This is a genomic window from Tenacibaculum todarodis, assembly GCF_001889045.1.
Taxonomy (GTDB): domain Bacteria; phylum Bacteroidota; class Bacteroidia; order Flavobacteriales; family Flavobacteriaceae; genus Polaribacter; species Polaribacter todarodis.
The window spans coordinates 1844743-1863086 of sequence record NZ_CP018155.1; the positions used below are offsets into that span (position 1 = coordinate 1844743).

Here is an 18344-nt window from a genome sequence, read left to right on the forward strand (position 1 = left end):
AAACTAATTTTAATTCTTACTTTTAATGCCCAAACTTACAACTAATCAACATGAAAAAAATCCTTTTTTTATCAATTTGCTTGTTATTATCAGCAAATTTCAAAGTTAATGCACAAAAAAAAACTGACAAAGTTTCTACCGAATATTTTAGCGCTGTAAAATGGCGAAATATTGGTCCGTTTAGAGGCGGAAGATCTGCTGCTGTAACTGGTGTTCCAAATAAAGCAAACTTGTTTTATATGGGCGCAACTGGTGGTGGTGTTTGGAAAACCAATGACGCTGGTAATACTTGGCAAAATATTTCCGACGGATTTTTTGGTGGTTCTGTTGGTGCCGTTGCTGTTTCTGAGTCCGACAATAATGTAATGTATGTTGGAATGGGAGAAAAAACAGTTCGTGGAAATGTTTCTTCTGGAGACGGAATTTGGAAATCTGAAAACGCAGGTAAAACTTGGCGCCATATTGGACTAAAAAATTCACGTCATATTTCGAGAATGAGAATTCATCCTAAAAACTCCGACATTGTTTTTGCTGCCGTTATGGGAGATTTATATAAACCAACCCAAGAAAGAGGTGTTTATAAATCTATAGATGGCGGAGAAAACTGGAAACGTGTTTTATTTTCTGATGAAAATTCTGGAGCAATCGATTTAATTATAGACCCAAATAACCCAAGAATTTTATACGCAACTACTTGGGATGTTAGAAGAACACCTTATAGTTTATCTTCTGGTGGAAAAGGCTCGGCAATGTTTAAAAGTACAGATGGTGGAGAAACTTGGACAAATATTTCTGCAAATAAAGGTTTACCAAAAGGTGTTTGGGGAATTTCTGGCGTTACAGTTTCACCTGTAAATTCTGATATTGTGTATGCTTTAATCGAAAATAAAAAAGGTGGTGTTTATAAATCTACGGATGCTGGAAAAACCTGGAAACTTATCAATTCAGAAAGAAAATTACGCCAAAGAGCTTGGTATTACACGCGTTTGTATGCAGATACGCAAGACGAAGATATTTTATATGTGTTAAATGTTCGTTATCATAAATCTACAGACGGCGGAAAAACTTATAAAACGTATAATGCTCCACATGGAGATCATCACGATTTATGGATTTCGCCAGAAGACAACCAACGAATGGTTATAGGAGATGATGGTGGCGCGCAAGTTTCTTTTGATGCTGGTGAAAATTGGAGTACATATATGAATCAACCAACATCACAATTTTATAGAGTAACTACCGATAATCATTTTCCGTACAGAATTTTAGCAGCACAACAAGATAATTCTACAGTTAGAATTTCTCACAGAACTGCTGGACGTTTTATTACTGAATCTGATTGGGAATCTACCGCTGGTGGAGAAAGTGCTCATATCGCTGTAGATCCTTTAAATGATGATGTTGTTTATGGTGGAAGTTACGGTGGTTTGTTAACCAGAAAAAATCATAAAACAGGAGAAACAAGAGCCGTAAATGTTTGGCCAGATGATCCAATGGGACACGGAGCTGAAGATTTTAAATATCGTTTTCAATGGAATTTTCCAATCTTCTTTTCGCCTAATAATAAAAAGAAGTTATACGCAGCTTCCAATCATTTACACGTAAGTGAAAATGAAGGACAATCTTGGAAAGTAATTAGTCCAGATTTAACAAGAAACGATCCTAAAACTTTAAAATCTTCTGGTGGACCAATAACGCAAGACAATACAGGAGTAGAATATTACGGAACTATTTTCGCTGCCACAGAATCTTCTTTAGAAACTGGTTTAATTTGGACGGGTTCAGACGATGGATTAGTACATGTTACTAAAAACAATGGAGCTTCTTGGGATAATGTAACGCCTAAAAACATGCCAGAATGGATGATGATTAACGCAATTGAAGTAAGTCCTTTTGATAAAGGAAGTGCTTACGTTGTTGGAACAAAATACAAATCTGGAGATTACAAACCGTATATTTATAAAACAGAAAACTACGGAAAATCTTGGAAACAAATTACCAACGGAATTGCTTCAGAAGATTTTACAAGAGCATTGAGAGGAGATCCAAAACGTAAAGGTTTATTGTATGCAGGAACAGAAAGAGGTATGTATATTTCTTTTGATGACGGAAAAAATTGGCAATCTTTTCAGCAGAATTTACCAATTGTTCCAATTACAGATTTAACAATTAAAGATGATAATTTAATTGCTGCAACGCAAGGACGTTCACTTTGGATTATTGACGATTTAACACCACTTCATCAATTAAATTCTTCCCTATTAAATGAAGATATGGTTTTATACAAACCGAAAGATGCCTACAATATGAGTGGCGGAAATGGTAGAACTTCCAGAACAGCAGGAACAAATCATCCTGGTGGAGTTGCCATAAATTATTTCATCAAAAAAACTTCTGAAAAGGATACAATTTCGTTATCAATTTTTGATTCAAATGATAAATTGATTAAAAAATACTCAACAAGACCTGATAAGGAAGAAAAAGAGGAAAAATTAAAAGTTGAGGATGGTAACAATATTTTCTACTGGAATATGATGTATCCTGGAGCAGAAAAAGTAAAAGGAATGATTCTTTGGTGGGCTTCTTTAAATGGCCCAATGGCGTTGCCTGGAAATTACAAAGTGGAATTAGCAGTTAATGACACTAAGAAAATTTCTGAATTTACAATTTTGAGAAATCCAACTTCGGAAGCTACCGAAAGCGATATGAAAATGCAATTTGATTTTATAAATGAAATCAACGAAAAAATGACTGAAATTCATGTTGCTTTAAAAAATGTAAAGAAAGTGAGAACTCAAGTTGGTAGTTTAAAGAAGTCTATTAAAGACAAGGAAAAACATAAAGAACTACTAGATTTTGCTGACAAACTGGTAAAAGACATGACGAAAGTTGAAGAAACTTTATATCAAACAAAATCTAAAAGCGGTCAAGATCCGTTGAATTTCCCTATTCGATTAAACAATAAATTAGCCCATTTAAACTCGTTAACAAGAATAGGAAACTATGCTCCTACGCAGCAATCTATCGATTTTAAAAATGAAATTACGAAAGAAATTAATGTAGAATTAGGTAAACTAAATGCACTATTTACAAATGGCGTAAAAGAATTAAATCAGAAAGTAAAAGACAGTAATATTGATTTAATTCAGTTGGATTAACATAACATTTCTGTCATTCCTGCAATGGCAGGAATCTATTAAAAGTTGATTAATTGTAATTGGCAAATTATGGATTCCTACCTACGCAGGAATGACAAATAATCATTTCAACTTCTCATTATTATGATGACGATCGTGATCTCTTTTTGTTTTAATGTCTAACTTTTTTTCAAAAGCATCTTGTAAATTAATACCTGTTTGGTTAGCCAAACATAAAACAACAAACATAACATCTGCCAATTCTTCTCCTAAATCTTTATTTTTATCAGATTCTTTTTCACTCTGTTCTCCATAACGACGTGCAATAATACGTGCTACTTCACCAACCTCTTCCGTTAACTGTGCCATATTTGTAAGCTCGTTAAAATAACGAACTCCGTGATTTTTAATCCAATCGTCTACTTGTTGCTGTGCGTTTTGTATGTTCATCTTTTTATATGAAAAAATTAAAAATCAAAGATACTTTAAAAATTCTTTTCTACTAACTTCAAGCGCCCCCAAACTAGCTAAATGATGGTTATATACTTGGCAATCTATAAATTTATACCCACAATTATTTACTAGATGAATAAATGCCAATTTAGAAACATTGGAGACTTTGCTAAACATACTTTCTCCACAGAAAACTCCGTTTCCTAAATCTACTCCATATAAACCTCCAACTAAAATTTGCTTATACTGAGCGGAGTCGAAGTGCCAAACCTCTATCGATTTTGCAAATCCGTTTTTATGTAAGTTAATGTAGGCTTGCTGCATATCATCTGTAATCCAAGTACCAAATTCGTCTTTTCTATTTATTGTTTTACAATTAAAAATAACTTCTTCAAAAGCTGTGTTTTCTGTAATTATGAAATCATTTTTTTTGATGACTTTACGCATCGATTTAGACACTTTTAAATTTTCAGGAAACAATAACATCCTTTCTGGCGGAGTATACCAAACAATTGGTTCTCCTTCAGAATACCAAGGAAAAATTCCGTTACTATATGCTAACTTTAATCTTTCTATTGATAAATCACCTCCTAACGCCAAAACACCATCTTTTGTAGCGGTTTTGTGTGGTGGGAATTCTAATTTTTCACTGAGCCAAATCATTAATAAATGATTGTTTTTTTTAGGTTGGTAAAGGTTATACTTAAATTAAATTCAAAAATAGAAAAATCTTAACAATGAAATTATTAAAATGTGCGTACTTTTGCTATTCCGAAAAAGGAACAAAAATTAAATGGCTAAAAAGAAACAAAAATCTGCTAAGCAAAAAGCGAAACTGATACACAACTACTATCAACGTACAGGGTTTTACATGTTTCTTTGGGAAAGTTTAAAAAAAGCTTTTTGGCCTATTGTTGCCGCTGTTGTTGGATTAATTTTATTTAATAAGTACGTTTATAATATCAACGATGGTTTGCAAACAATTACTGAGACCTTTTCTAGAATTGGAGTTTTAGTTACTTTTTATATTTCTGAAACTATTCTTGGATTAATTCCTCCAGAAATTTTTATAGCTTGGTCTAAGAAAACTGCAAGCCCAATTTTAAACTTATCTATTTTAGCTACTTTATCTTATTTAGGAGGTTTAACGGCTTATTTTTTAGGAAGAATGTCTTTAAAAATAAAATCGGTTAAAGAATACCTAGAAGTAAAAATGGCCGACAATCTAAAAAATACTAGCAAATGGGGAAGCCTGTTAATTATTGCAGGTGCTTTATTACCACTTCCTTTTGCTATTAGCTGTTTAACAGCTGGTATGATCAAATATCCGTTTAAACGAGTAGTTCTTTTTGGGTTATTTCGTTTTTTACGTTTTGCTTTTTATGCTTCATTAATTTTTAATGTAGTTAATTAAATAATTTATATTTATTAAAATGGGATTGACAAATAACGATATTTTCAAAAAATTAAGAGTAGCTAATAAACTACGTGATACAGATATTATTGAAATTTGTGCCTTGGTAGATTTTAAAGTTACTAAAGGAGAATTAGGTGCAATTTTTAGAAATGAAGAACATCCGAAATACATGGAATGTGGAGATCAGTTTTTACGTAATTTCTTAAATGGTTTAATTATACATCTTCGTGGACCAATGCCAGAAAAAAAGAAGTAAACTTCTTTTTTTTTTTAGATTTTTAGACCGCTTTGCTTTTAGATACTAGACGTTAGAAGGCAAAACAATTTTACCTATAAATAACAAACAAGCCTAGCCCAGATTGTCCCGAAGTTTCGGGAGCATCCTTTTTTCTGTCAGTTCGAGTGAATTTTGAAGAATGAAAAATTTGTATCGAGAACAAAAGAAAAAAGATATAGCGGAAAGCTGGAAATAGCTTCAAAAAAAAATCTTTTAGAAAAAAGACCGCTTCGCTTTTAGATACAAGAACCAAGACAAAATAGAAATAAACAAAAAAGAGAGCGAAAATATTCGCTCTCTTTTTTAGTCTTGTCTCTTGATTCTAAAAATCTTACTTCTATAACTAGAATGGTAAATCGTCTGGCTCGCTAGCTGTTAAATCTGGAGCTGGAGCAAATTGCTCTGCTGGTGGTGTGCTAGATGCTGCTTGAGAAAGGCCTTCAATTCTCCAACCTTGTACAGAGTTAAAATACTTTGCAACTCCTTCTGGATTAATCCACTCACGTCCACGTAAATTAATAGATACTTTTACGTCTTGACCAACTTTATAGCTGTTTAATAAATCACATTTATCTTGTACAAACTCAATCATTATCATTTGTGGATATTGTTCGTCAGTTGTTACAACAACTTCACGTTTTCTAAATCCATTACTTCCAAAAGTTTGAGTTTCGCCTACTAATTTGATTTTTCCTATTACTTCCATTTTCTATCTATTTAATTAATAGCACTTTCCAAGCGCTATCCACATCGTTTTTTGTTAAAAATTCTTGGGCAAAAATATGCTTTTTTTCTTCAGAAATGTTTAAAAACTGTGGTTGTTCTTTTGCAAAGTTATCAACATCTGCTGTGTTTGGTAATTTTTCTACATTACCCAACATTCCTAAATTGTTACCTGTTAATACAGTACTATTTCTTACTGAAGAAGGAATTGCATCTACGCCAATTCCTAAAGTTGATATTGGTTTTGGTATTTCAAAAAACCCATCTCTTGCACGCGTATAATAGCTTCCTCCTGCTCTGGCAACTAAATCTATTTTGTGCTGATCTATACTTCCGTCTTCTGCTAAAATGTCTTCATTTATGTGCATTTTTACAACTTCGCAAACAATTAAATTTCCTGCGCCACCTTCTGTTCCCGTATAAATAATATCGGTTACTTTACATTCTAATTGTACTGGAGATTCCGCGACTCTAAATGGTTTTACAATGTCCGATTTTAACATTGTTAATCCTGCTTTTTCAAACTCATTAACACCTTTTGCATACATTGTGCTGCTTAAAGACATTTGCTGAACAATATCGTAATTCACTACGTTTATTACTACTTCTTTTGTGATTTCCGCATTGTCTAAAGTGTGTTTTGTTGTGTTATTCCTAACACTTCTTGCAGGAGAAAAAATTAACATTGGCGGATTTGCACCAAACACATTAAAGAAACTAAATGGCGATAAATTTGGGTTTCCATTAGCATCAATTGTACTTGCAAATGCAATGGGTCTTGGTGCAATTGCACCTAATAAATAACCGTGTAATTTGCCTGTTGGTATTTCTTTTGGGTCTATTGTAAGCATCAATAAAAATTTTACTGTAAATATACTATCTATTTATAATATAAGTTATGTTTTGAGAATGCTTTATATTTGACCAATGAGCCTTTTTAAAAACACATTATGGTTTAAACGATTTGCCATCTTAATATCGTTTATTATTGTTTCTTTAATTCTTTGGAACACCTACGTTTTCTTTCAGAAATTTAAGGATGAAGAACGCGTTAAAATGGAAATTTTAGCTACCGCACAAAAGGAACTTGCAACTAACACAGACTTAAATGCAAATGTAGATTTACCACTAAAAGTTATTGAAAGTAGTAATAACATTCCTTTAATTCTTGTTGATGAAAATGGTAAAATAGAATCGTTTCAGAATTTAGATGCTATAAAATCTTTAAATCCAGAATACGTTGCATTACAGTTGGCAAAAATGAAGTCAGAAAATGAACCTATTGAAATTAGTTATAAAGGTGAAAACAAAAAACTAATCTACTATAGAAATTCCGATTTACTGAATAAACTTACGTATTATCCGTTAGCGTTAATCTTGATTTTAATCTTGTTTTTATCGGTTATTTATTTGTTTTTTAATTCGAATAAAATTGCGGAACAAAACAAACTTTGGACAGGAATGGCAAAGGAAACCGCGCATCAAATTGGTACGCCGCTTTCTTCTCTTTTGGGTTGGATTGCTATTTTAAAAATGGAAAAGGTAGATGATAAATATATTGATGAAATAGAAAAAGATGTACATAGATTAAACACTATTGCAAATCGTTTTTCTAAAATTGGTTCTTTGCCAGAATTGAAGAAAACAAATATTGTTACAGAAACTGAAACATCTTACAATTATTTAAAATCTAGAAGCTCTAAGCAAATTACCTTTTCTTTTTCTGCATCGCAGGAAGCCATTTTTGCTAACTTAAATTCCGAATTATATAGTTGGGTTATAGAAAATTTGATTAAAAACGCTATTGATGCAATGTTAGGTAAAGGTTCTTTAAGTGTACAAATTGAAGAAACCAACAAACATGTAAAAATATTAGTTTCTGATACGGGAAAAGGAATTCCGAAATCGCAACAAAAACAGATTTTTAAACCTGGTTTTACTACCAAAAAACGTGGTTGGGGTTTAGGTTTATCGCTTTCTAAGCGTATTATTAACGATTACCACAAAGGAAAAATAGTTGTAAAAAAATCGGAAATTGGAAAAGGAACTACTTTTGAGGTACAGTTAGAAAAGGTTTAGTTTTTCTTTTTATCTAAATTATTTCTTTGTGAATAACCAAAAAGAAAACCAGCTATTGTCCATATTGGAATACCAATTAAAATCTTTTTTAAAGTAATCTCTTCTCCACTAATTAGAGGCCATACAAAAGACATAAATATAAACATACTTAAACCCCAAACTAAGCCAACTTTTTGCCATTTTTTCATAACTAAATAAAATTTCCTGCAATTCCTTCTGCCAAAGCAACAAATTCTTCATTTGTTAATTTTTCTTTTTTGCTAAATTGAATATCTGCCATTTCATTTAACGGAATTAAATGTACATGAACATGCGGCACTTCTAATCCAATTACACTCATACCAACCCGTTTACATGGTATTGTTTTTTCAATAGCTTTTGCAACTCTGTATGAGAAATCCATTAAACCTAAATATTCGTCTTTTTGAAGGTCGAATAATTTGTTCTCTTCTCGTTTTGGAACTACTAATGTGTGTCCTTTTGCATTTGGATTAATATCTAAAAAAGCAAAATAAGTATCGTCTTCTGCTATTTTATAAGATGGAATTTCTCCGTTTATTATTTTTGTAAATATGCTCATTTCTTAAGTTCTAAATTTTTAGTTTTAAGTTCTTAGTAAATATAAAAAAGAATTCGGGTTTTGGCAAAGCCAAAACCCGAATTTATAATTTAATCTTCTTAAAAAACTATGCTTTTTGAGTAAACACTACAGTTTATAAAGTAGCTTAGCCCTGATTGAAGCATTTGTTTGAGCTCTTTTTTGGTGGTTGAGCGTAGTCGAAAACCCAAAAAAAGCGAGTGCGGAAAGCAGGAAATAGCTTCTAAAAAAATTATCTAGAAATTTCCATAATCTCGAACTTCATAATTCCGTTTGGAACCTGAATTTCTGCAATATCTCCAACTTCTTTACCTAATAAACCTTTACCAATTGGCGAGTTTACCGATAGTTTTCCGTTTCTAACATCAGTTTCTGAATCGGCAACTAAGGTATAACTGAACTCCATATTGTTTACGGTGTTCTTAATTTTTATAATTGAATGTATTAATATTTTAGACGTATCTAATTGAGATTCATCTATAATACGTGCATTAGAAATTACATTTTTTAATTTTGCAATCTTAAATTCTAAGTGAGATTGTTCTTCTTTTGCTGCATGATATTCTGCATTTTCACTTAAATCTCCTTTATCTCTTGCATCTGCAATTTCTTGCGTTACTCTTGGTCTTTCTACTTGTTCTAACTGAACTAGCTCGTCTTTTAGGTTTTTTAAACCTTCTGGCGAATAATATGATATTTCACTCATCTTTCTAATAATTTAAAAAATCTCACACCAATAGGAATGAGATTAGATTACAAATGTACAAAATATTTGTAAATTGCACTCGTTTACCTAAATACAAAGCCCTTTTTTAAGATGAAAAATTTATTATTATTACTTGTTTTTATTACTTTTTTAGGTTGCAGTAGCGATATTATAAATAATAATTGTTTCTCTAATTTTTCTTTTAATGAAACTATTGATCTTAATAATGCGCAATATATAGATATACAAGTTCCAGGCGGAAGTTCTATTACTAGTGTTGCTGCAAGAAATTTAATAATTATTCGTAGAACTAATACTGCTTATAAAGCTTTTGATTTAAAATGCCCAGAAAATGATTGCACTACACCAATGACTTTTGATGGTTTAAAACTGAAATGTACTTGCTCCAGCAAAGAATATAGCACTTTAGACGGTTCACCAATTAATGGAGAAGGTTGTTTTGCGCTTGAATACAGTATCTTTAATGTTGGTAATAACACTTTACAAATTACTCGTTAATTTTATCTAATTTCTACATTTAGATTGTTATTTTTGTGTACACAACTCAACAATAACACTTTTGAAAAATTATTTCTCTTCCGATTTTAAACTAGGAATTTTAGGTGGCGGTCAACTAGGTAGAATGCTACTTGCCGAAACTCAAAAACTAGACATTTATACAGCTATTTTAGATAGTAATAAAAACGCACCTTGTGCACAAATTTGTAACGAATTTCATCAAGGTGATTTACTTGATTTTGATGCAGTTTATAACTTTGGAAAAACAGTAGATTTATTAACCATAGAAATTGAAAATGTAAATTTAGATGCGTTAGATAAATTGGAAGACGAAGGATTAACCATCTTTCCTAAACCTAAAGATTTACGAATTATTCAAAGTAAAGCTAGGCAGAAGAATTTTTATGTAGATCATCAAATACCTACAGCAGCGTTTTCTCATTATGCATATTTGGAAGAATTAAAACACGCGGTAGAAAACGATATCGTTGAATTCCCTTTTGTCTGGAAAGCTGCTCGTTTTGGTTATGATGGAAACGGCGTAAAAATTGTTAGAAATATTGAAGATTTAGAAAGTTTACCGTTAGTTGAATGTATTACGGAAAAGTTAATTCCCTTTAAAAACGAATTGGCTGTAATTGTTGCAAGAAATGCTGACGGAGAAGTAAAAACATATCCCGTTGTAGAAATGGAGTTTCATCCAGAAGCAAACCAAGTAGAATATGTTATTTGCCCAGCAAGAATAGATTCTCAAGTTGCTGAAAACGCAAGAGAATTGGCTTTAAAAATAGTAAGTGATTTAGATTTTGTTGGTTTATTGGCTGTTGAAATGTTTCAGACAGTAGATGATAGAATTTTAGTAAACGAAGTAGCTCCTAGACCACATAATTCTGGGCATTATTCTATTGAAGCAAGTTATACAAATCAGTTTGAACAACATTTACGTAGCATTTTAAATCTTCCTTTAGGAAACACTAACAGTAAAGTTGCAGGAATTATGGTAAACTTAGTTGGAGATGAAGGTTTTTCTGGTGAAGTTATCTATGAAAATATCGAAGAAATTTTAAAAATTGATGGTGTAACGCCACATATTTACGGTAAAAAAGAAACACGTCCTTTTAGAAAAATGGGACATGTAACTATTGTAAATGAAAATATAGATGACGCTAGAAAAATAGCGCAACAAGTAAAAGAAACAATTAGAGTAATAAGTAAATAATTATGGTAGGAATTATAATGGGAAGCGATTCTGATCTTCCAATAATGCAAGAAGCAATTGATATTTTAGAGAGTTTTAATATTAAAATTGAAGTAGACATTGTTTCTGCTCACAGAACTCCAGAAAAATTGGTTGACTATTCTAAAAACGCACATTTACGTGGCATAAAAGCAATTATTGCAGGCGCTGGAGGTGCAGCGCATTTACCAGGAATGGTAGCTTCTATGAGTCCGTTACCAATAATTGGAGTCCCTGTAAAAAGTAGAAATTCTATTGATGGTTGGGATTCTGTTTTATCAATTTTACAAATGCCTGGCGGTGTTCCTGTAGCAACTGTTGCTTTAGATGGCGCAAAAAATGCAGGTATTTTAGCAGCACAAATTATTGGTGCTTCGGACAAAACTGTTTTAGATAAAATTATAGCCTACAAAGAAGAGTTAAAAGTGAAGGTTGAAAAAGCTTCTGAACGCGTAAGAAAATAAAAATTCATTTTTAACAATTACACGCTTCAACAAATAACCAATTACACATTTTTTAAGATGAATCCACTTTTACAAGATTTTAATACTGCTCCGTTTTCTAAAATTTCTAATACAGACTACAAACCCGCAATTAAAAAAGGGATTGAAATTGCTAGAGCAGAAATTGATGCACTTATAAATAATACAGATGCTCCTACTTTTGAAAACACAACAGTTGCACTAGATTTTACAGGCGAAAAACTGAATAGAATTACGTCTATTTTTTTCAACTTAAATTCTGCTGAAACTAACGAGGAAATTCAGAAAATAGCACAAGAAGTTTCTCCTTGGTTAAGTGAATTTAGTAACGATATTACGTTAAATGAAGATTTATTTAAAAGAGTAAAACACGTTTTTGACGCTAAAGAAAGTTTAGACTTAACTCCAGAGCAACAAATGTTGTTAGACAAACAATATAAAAGTTTTGCGAGAAATGGGGCGAATTTAAGCGATACAGATAAAACCGAATTACGTAAAGTTGATGCTGAATTATCTAAATTATCTTTAAAATTTGGTGAAAATATTTTAGCAGAAACCAATGCTTTTGAAATGCATTTAACAGATGAAAAAGATGTATCTGGCTTACCTGAAAGTGTAAAAGAAGCGGCAAAAGAAGTTGCTAAATCTAAAGAGAAAGATGGTTGGGTTTTTACATTAGACTATCCAAGCTATATACCGTTTATGACGTATGCAGACAATAGAGAACTGCGTAAGAAATTAGCAATAGCTGCTGGTAAAAAAGGGTTTCAACAAAACGAATTCAACAACGAACAGATTGTTTTAGATATTGTAAATCTTCGTCATAAAAGAGCCAATATTTTAGGTTATAAAACACACGCACATTTTGTTTTAGAAGAACGAATGGCAGAAACTCCGGAGAAAGTGATTTCTTTTTCTAATGATTTATTAGCAAAAGCAAAACCTGCTGCGCAACGAGAATTTACCAATTTAGAAAACTACGCTAAGAAGTTAGATGGAATAGACAAGCTTCAAAAATGGGATGGTAGTTATTATTCAGAGAAATTAAAGAAAGAATTATTTTCTTTAGATCAAGAATTACTAAAACCGTATTTTCAATTAGAAAACGTAATTGACGGTGTTTTTGAAATTGCCAATAAATTATTCGATTTACAATTTGAAGAAATTGACTCAATTGATAAATATCACGAAGATGTAAAAACATATTCTGTAACTGACGCCAAAGGAAATTTTGTATCCCATTTTTATGCTGATTTTCACCCAAGAAAAGGGAAAAGAAATGGCGCATGGATGACAAGTTATAAATCGCAACAAATTAAAAACGGAATTAACGAAAGACCACAAGTTTCTATTGTTTGTAATTTCACCAAACCAACCGAAACAAAACCGTCTTTATTAACTTTTAACGAGGTTACAACTTTGTTTCATGAGTTTGGACATGCTTTACACGGAATGTTGGCTAACACAACCTACAATAGTTTATCTGGAACTTCAGTTTCTTGGGATTTTGTTGAATTACCAAGTCAGGTTTTAGAGAATTGGTGTTTTGAAAAAGAGGCTTTAGAATTATTTGCTAAACACTATGAAACTGGTGAAACAATTCCGATGGAATATGTGCAGAAAATAAAAGAATCAGCAAGTTTTCATGAAGGTATGCAAACGCTTCGTCAATTAAGTTTTGGTCTTTTAGACATGCAATGGCACGGTAGCGAGTCGCCACAGACAATAACATCTGTAAAAGAATTTGAAACTTCTGCTTTTGCAGAAACAAAACTATATCCTGATGCTGAAGAAAACTGCATGAGCACTGCTTTTTCTCATATTTTTCAAGGCGGATATTCTGCCGGATATTATTCGTATAAATGGGCCGAAGTTTTAGATGCAGATGCTTTTGAATATTTCTTAGAAGAAGGAATTTTCAACAAAGAAGTTGCCACCAAGTTTAAAGAAAATGTACTTTCTAAAGGAGGAACAGAAAAACCAATGGAATTATACAAACGCTTTCGCGGTAAAGAACCAAAACCAGATGCGTTATTAAGAAGAGCAGGTTTAATTTAACATTAAATAACACTTCAAAACACAATCATTTATAAAAAACCTTTATTTTTAGAGAAAATTTCATCTATGAAAATAAAGGTTTTTGCAATTTTATTTTTTATTAATTACTTAACTTTTTCTCAAAAGACTTTAAAAGGTAAAGTTGTATTTAAAAACACCCCTTTAGAAGGCGCTTCTGTTTATCTAAACAATACTACAGCTGGTACAATTACAAATAATAGCGGAGAGTTTTCATTCAAAACAAAAGAAGGAAAATTCGATTTAATTATTTCTTATTTAGGCTATAAAAAGAAAGTTTTTTCATTAAACACTAGCGAATACAAAAACCCTCTTTTATTTTCATTGGAAGAAGAAGACAACCTCTTAAATGAAGTTGTTATAAGAAAAACAAAATATGATGAAAATTGGAAGTATAATTTAAATAGGTTTAAAAGAGAGTTTATAGGCACAACAAAAATATCCAAAAACTGTACAATTTTAAATCCTAAAGTTTTACATTTTGAATTTGATGGTAAAAACAATATTTTAACTGCTTTTGCAAAAGAACCCTTACAAATAAAAAACAAAAGTTTAGGTTATTTAATTTCCTATGAATTAGTGAGTTTTGAAATCAATAAAAACTACGTTACTTATTTAGGGTACTCTAAATATGAAGAAATTAAAGGTGGAGCGAGAAAATTAAAGCGCTGGAAGAACAATAGAACATTAACTTATAATGGCTCTGTAGCTCATTTTTTAAAATCTGTATTAAACGACACTTTTACTGAAGAAGGTTATATTGTAAATCAATTTAAAAGAGTGAAAAACCCTCAAAGACCAAGCGAACAAGAAGTAAAAAAAGCGAGAGAATTGATTCGCTTATCCGGTTCAACTTACTTTGATCGTAAAAATATTATCAACCCAAAAAATGCAATTGATTCAGCTAGAGTTGTACTAAGTAAAATAAGGCTTCCAAGGTTTAGAGACTATCTATACAAATCTAAATTAACAAAAGATGAAATAATAACCTATAAAAACAACTTTACTCAATTATCTTTTAAAGATAATTTAAGTATTGTTTATAATAATGAAAAAGAAGAAAGTGGCTATCAACTAAGACTGCCTCATAATAAAAGGAGAAAAGGACTACCTCAAACTTCCTCTATGATAGCTTTAAAAGCAAATAGTTTAGTTGACAAAAACGGACTCTTATTTAACCCTTTAGATATTTATTACGAAGGTTATTGGTCTTATGAGAAATTCGCAAATACATTACCATTGGACTACAGACCTGAAGATTAGTATTCAGTAAGTCTCAATTTTAAGTTAGTTGAATACTACTAACTAAACTGTCTACTGTTTACTATTCTTACTTTCTATCCATTTACTCATATATTTTGTGGCTTGCATCGTTTTGTGCTGCAATAAACTACCTAAAAAATTCTGAGTTCTATGTGATTCTAAATTATCTTGAAGTTCTTTAATTATTTTGATAAAAGGCGCACCAATTTTTTTCTTATCATAAATCTGATTAATGATTTTTATACCTTTTTGCTGAGATCCTTTCCAAAGAATTTCATCTGAATATAACTGAGTTGCTTTTTCTGAAAATTGAGTAAAGTTATTTTCTATAAAACCATTCCATGGTAAATTATTTTGCATTCCTTCTGCTCCTATTGAAGTTGTAATTGAAGGAGTTCCGCAAATCATTGCTTCGGTCAATTTTCCTTTTATTCCAGCTCCAAATCTGATTGGTGCTAAAACAACTTTTGCATTTCTTACAACTTCCTCAGCATCTTCAGCAAAACCTTTTACTAAAAAACCTTCTTTTTTATTATGTAGCTGATTTATCTGTTGTGTTGCATAAGCTCCGTAAATGTGAATTTCTGCTTCTGGAAGCATTTCTCTTATTTGATTCCAAATTTCATTTTTCAACGTTAAAACTGCATCAACATTTGGTTTGTGAAAGAAATTTCCGATAAAAACAAAATGTTCTCGTTCTTCATAAGAATTCCAAACTTGAATGTCTTTTTCATCAATCTTATTCAGTAAAAAAGGCAAATGATACAATAAATTTTCATCAATCTTAAAAACAGTTTTTAACAAATCATATTCGAAAGTTGAAATAATTAACGATAAATCGCAACGTAAAATAGCTGCAATTTCTCTTTTTGCATCATCAGATTTCAATAAAGCTTCGTTGGTAAACTCCTCACCTTTTTTTAATTGTTGATGACGGGTTTTTCTTAGAAAGTGTAAATCTTCTGTATCTAAAATTCGTAATGCATTTGGGCAGTTTTCTGCAACACGCCAACCAAATTGTTCTTCCATCATAAAACGATCAAACAACACAATAGTTGGATTCAATTCTTGTATAAAAGCATCAAAAGAAGCATTATTTAATTCAATTGAAACCTCATCAATATTTAAAGAACTTAAATCAATTGAGTTTTCCGTTTTTTGAGCTGGAGAAGCAAAGGTAATATTCCAACCTTGTGCTGTAAAAAGTTCAATTAACTGCAACATTCTACTTCCTGCAGCAGATGTTGTTTCTAACCAAACATAACCAATTATTAAAACGTTATTCTTCAATTATTTTGCTTTTAATTGTTGTTGATAATCAGCCTGAACTTTCTTTCCCCAAACAACAACAGCTTCAATTTGCGTTGGTGTTAAATTTGCTTCAGCATGCGTCCAAGTATAAGAGTCTAAAGGCATTTTTTTCTTTTCTACTTCCTCCCAAACCTCTTTCATTTTATGCTCTTTTCGTTTTAAAGAATAGGAATTCCACTCAGAAAAATTTAAATGTTTTTTACCATCTTTAACATGGTTTGCTAACCAATAATTTACCGGAGTAATTTTATTATACCAAGGATAACTAGTTGTATTTGAATGACAATCAAAACAACTTTCTTTTAAAATTTTCTGTACATTTTCTGGTGGATTCGTTTCAGCAATAAAAACTGAAACAGCATTTACATCTCCTTCATTTTTTTCTGGCCCAAAAAATTGCGAAATCAATAAAATAATAAGTAGTACTAGTGCTATTTTTTTAATAATTTTCATAAGCTTGGTTTTAAAATGTTAGAATAAGTAAAACTACTAAATTCCCTCTTTAATTTGTGAAAATATCCGTATTTTTGTTAACTGTAATTAAGAAAACAGCCGAAAGGCTAGATTATACGAAAACAAACACACATGAAATACGATATTATTGTAATTGGTTCTGGTCCTGGAGGATACATCGCAGCAATTAGAGCTTCTCAATTAGGAAAAAAAGTAGCCATTATAGAAAAATACGCAACTCTTGGAGGAACATGTACAAACGTTGGTTGTATTCCATCAAAAGCATTATTAGATTCTTCACATCATTATTATGATGCTGTACATCATTTTGAAGAACATGGAATTTCTGTAGAAAATCCTTCTTTTGACTTCGGAAAAATGATTGATCGTAAAGCTAAAGTTGTAGAAACTACAACTGGCGGAATTAAATATTTAATGGATAAAAACAATGTGGATGTTTTTGAAGGATTAGGTTCTTTTGAAGATGCAACACATGTTAAAATAACTAAAAACGATGGTACTTCTGAAATAATTGAAGGAACAAATACCATTATTGCAACAGGTTCTAAACCATCTACTTTACCTTTTATTACTTTAGACAAAGAACGTATTATTACGTCTACTGAAGCTTTAGTATTAAAAGAAGTTCCTAAACATTTATTAGTAATTGGTGGTGGGGTTATTGGATTAGAATTAGGTTCAGTTTACAAGCGTTTAGGCGCAGAAGTTACCGTTATTGAGTACGCTCCAAAAATAACTCCAACTATGGATGCTGATATTTCTAAAGAACTTAACAAAGTACTGAAGAAACAAGGAATGAAAATTAACGCAAATCACGGTGTTACTTCTGTTGAAAGAAATGGTGATGAAGTTATTGTAAAAGCTACCAATAAGAAAGGTGAAGAAGTTACTTTTACTGGAGATTACTGTTTAGTTGCTGTTGGTCGTAAACCATTTACAACTGGACTAGGTTTAGAAAAAGTTGGTATTAAAGTTTCTGACAGAGGAATGATTGAAGTTAACGATCATTTACAAACAAATGTTGGTAATATTTTTGCAATTGGAGATGTTGTTCGTGGAGCAATGTTAGCACACAAAGCTGAAGAAGAAGGTGTTGTTGTTGCTGAATTTTTAGCAGGAGAAAAACCACATATCGATTATAATTTAATTCCAGGAATTATTTACACATGGCCAGAAGTTGCTGCTGTAGGTAAAACTGAAGACGAATTAAAAGATGCTGGTGTTGCTTATAAAGCTGGAAAATTCTCAATGCGTGCTTTAGGTAGATCTAGAGCAAGTGGAGATATTGACGGATTTGTAAAAGTATTAGCTGATAAAAATACAGATGAAATTCTAGGAGTTCATATGGTTGGCGCACGTGTTGCCGATTTAATTATGGAAATGGCAGTTGCTATGGAGTTTAGAGCTTCTGCAGAAGACATTGCAAGAATTTGTCATGGTCACCCAACATATTCTGAAGCAGTAAAAGAAGCTTCTAAAGCCGCTTGGGATGGAAAACCTTTGAATTCTTAAATTATAGATTCCCGATTTCTCGGGAATGACATTTATAAAAAAAATCCGAAGTAAAATTTACTTCGGATTTTTTTGTTTTT

19 protein-coding genes are annotated in these 18344 nt (G+C 31.5%); 10 read left to right on the forward strand and 9 right to left on the reverse strand.

The genetic code is table 11. The annotated features are described in order from the left end of the window. The first annotated feature begins 50 nt into the window (after positions 1 to 50). Positions 51 to 3158, forward strand: a complete 3108-nt coding sequence (locus LPB136_RS08350; protein WP_072555880.1) for a WD40/YVTN/BNR-like repeat-containing protein — start codon at positions 51 to 53, stop codon at positions 3156 to 3158. A gap of 102 nt (positions 3159 to 3260) precedes the next feature. Here the strand turns inward: LPB136_RS08350 and LPB136_RS08355 are convergent, their stop codons facing one another. Further along, positions 3261 to 3587: a nucleotide pyrophosphohydrolase gene (locus LPB136_RS08355; protein WP_072555881.1), complete on the reverse strand. Its 327-nt coding sequence runs from the start codon at positions 3585 to 3587 to the stop codon at positions 3261 to 3263. A 24-nt stretch (positions 3588 to 3611) separates the two neighbouring features. Then, positions 3612 to 4253: a leucyl/phenylalanyl-tRNA--protein transferase gene (gene aat / locus LPB136_RS08360; RefSeq protein WP_072555882.1), complete on the reverse strand. Its 642-nt coding sequence runs from the start codon at positions 4251 to 4253 to the stop codon at positions 3612 to 3614. Between the two features lie 130 nt (positions 4254 to 4383). Here aat and LPB136_RS08365 point away from each other — a divergent pair, with 130 nt between their 5' ends. Both LPB136_RS08365 and LPB136_RS08370 read left to right on the forward strand, forming a co-directional pair. After that, on the forward strand, positions 4384 to 5004 hold the full coding sequence (locus tag LPB136_RS08365) for a YqaA family protein (protein ID WP_072555883.1): 621 nt from the start codon (positions 4384 to 4386) through the stop codon (positions 5002 to 5004). 19 nt (positions 5005 to 5023) lie between these two features. Further along, on the forward strand, positions 5024 to 5263 hold the full coding sequence (locus tag LPB136_RS08370; RefSeq protein WP_072555884.1) for a DUF1456 family protein: 240 nt from the start codon (positions 5024 to 5026) through the stop codon (positions 5261 to 5263). 364 nt (positions 5264 to 5627) lie between these two features. Here the strand turns inward: LPB136_RS08370 and LPB136_RS08375 are convergent, their stop codons facing one another. Then, a complete protein-coding gene (locus LPB136_RS08375; RefSeq protein WP_072555885.1) occupies positions 5628 to 5990 on the reverse strand; it encodes a DUF3127 domain-containing protein in 363 nt (120 codons plus the stop codon). A gap of 7 nt (positions 5991 to 5997) precedes the next feature. Then, positions 5998 to 6858 (reverse strand): flavin reductase family protein, encoded by an 861-nt coding sequence (locus LPB136_RS08380; protein WP_072555886.1) that lies wholly within the window; start codon positions 6856 to 6858, stop codon positions 5998 to 6000. Positions 6859 to 6934: 76 nt separating this feature from the next. Between LPB136_RS08380 and LPB136_RS08385 the strand changes: the two genes are divergently transcribed. Continuing rightward, on the forward strand, positions 6935 to 8086 hold the full coding sequence (locus tag LPB136_RS08385; RefSeq protein ID WP_072555887.1) for a sensor histidine kinase: 1152 nt from the start codon (positions 6935 to 6937) through the stop codon (positions 8084 to 8086). Here the strand turns inward: LPB136_RS08385 and LPB136_RS08390 are convergent. From LPB136_RS08390 to greA, 3 genes are all read right to left on the reverse strand, one after another. Next, positions 8083 to 8274, reverse strand: a complete 192-nt coding sequence (locus tag LPB136_RS08390; RefSeq protein ID WP_072555888.1) for a hypothetical protein — start codon at positions 8272 to 8274, stop codon at positions 8083 to 8085. The genes LPB136_RS08385 and LPB136_RS08390 overlap by 4 nt on opposite strands. Before the next feature lie 2 nt (positions 8275 to 8276). Then, positions 8277 to 8666 (reverse strand): HIT family protein, encoded by a 390-nt coding sequence (locus LPB136_RS08395; protein WP_072555889.1) that lies wholly within the window; start codon positions 8664 to 8666, stop codon positions 8277 to 8279. Positions 8667 to 8916: 250 nt separating this feature from the next. After that, positions 8917 to 9390 carry a transcription elongation factor GreA gene (gene greA, locus LPB136_RS08400; RefSeq protein WP_072555890.1) on the reverse strand — a complete coding sequence of 158 codons (474 nt, stop codon included), beginning with the start codon at positions 9388 to 9390 and terminating at the stop codon, positions 8917 to 8919. Between the two features lie 111 nt (positions 9391 to 9501). Here greA and LPB136_RS08405 point away from each other — a divergent pair, with 111 nt between their 5' ends. The 5 genes from LPB136_RS08405 to LPB136_RS08425 all read left to right on the forward strand — a co-directional run bounded on the left by LPB136_RS08405 (position 9502) and on the right by LPB136_RS08425 (position 14967). Beyond that, positions 9502 to 9909, forward strand: a complete 408-nt coding sequence (locus LPB136_RS08405) for a Rieske (2Fe-2S) protein (RefSeq protein WP_072555891.1) — start codon at positions 9502 to 9504, stop codon at positions 9907 to 9909. A 61-nt stretch (positions 9910 to 9970) separates the two neighbouring features. Continuing rightward, positions 9971 to 11128, forward strand: coding sequence for a 5-(carboxyamino)imidazole ribonucleotide synthase (locus LPB136_RS08410; protein WP_072555892.1), 1158 nt, complete (start codon positions 9971 to 9973; stop codon positions 11126 to 11128). Between the two features lie 2 nt (positions 11129 to 11130). After that, the gene (gene purE / locus LPB136_RS08415; RefSeq protein ID WP_072555893.1) at positions 11131 to 11610 is read left to right on the forward strand and encodes a 5-(carboxyamino)imidazole ribonucleotide mutase; all 480 of its coding nucleotides are present in this window, start codon (positions 11131 to 11133) and stop codon (positions 11608 to 11610) included. 57 nt (positions 11611 to 11667) lie between these two features. Then, positions 11668 to 13686 (forward strand): M3 family metallopeptidase, encoded by a 2019-nt coding sequence (locus tag LPB136_RS08420; protein WP_072555894.1) that lies wholly within the window; start codon positions 11668 to 11670, stop codon positions 13684 to 13686. A gap of 66 nt (positions 13687 to 13752) precedes the next feature. After that, positions 13753 to 14967 (forward strand): carboxypeptidase-like regulatory domain-containing protein, encoded by a 1215-nt coding sequence (locus LPB136_RS08425; protein ID WP_072555895.1) that lies wholly within the window; start codon positions 13753 to 13755, stop codon positions 14965 to 14967. A gap of 51 nt (positions 14968 to 15018) precedes the next feature. Here LPB136_RS08425 and LPB136_RS08430 read toward each other — a convergent pair whose 3' ends face one another. Both LPB136_RS08430 and LPB136_RS08435 read right to left on the reverse strand, forming a co-directional pair. Then, positions 15019 to 16257: a glycosyltransferase family 4 protein gene (locus LPB136_RS08430; protein WP_072555896.1), complete on the reverse strand. Its 1239-nt coding sequence runs from the start codon at positions 16255 to 16257 to the stop codon at positions 15019 to 15021. Beyond that, on the reverse strand, positions 16258 to 16731 hold the full coding sequence (locus tag LPB136_RS08435) for a heme-binding domain-containing protein (protein ID WP_072555897.1): 474 nt from the start codon (positions 16729 to 16731) through the stop codon (positions 16258 to 16260). It abuts the gene before it with no gap. Between the two features lie 132 nt (positions 16732 to 16863). Here LPB136_RS08435 and lpdA point away from each other — a divergent pair, with 132 nt between their 5' ends. Then, complete coding sequence (gene lpdA / locus LPB136_RS08440; protein ID WP_072555898.1) at positions 16864 to 18264, forward strand: dihydrolipoyl dehydrogenase; 1401 nt, start codon at positions 16864 to 16866, stop codon at positions 18262 to 18264. Positions 18265 to 18344: the final 80 nt, after the last annotated feature.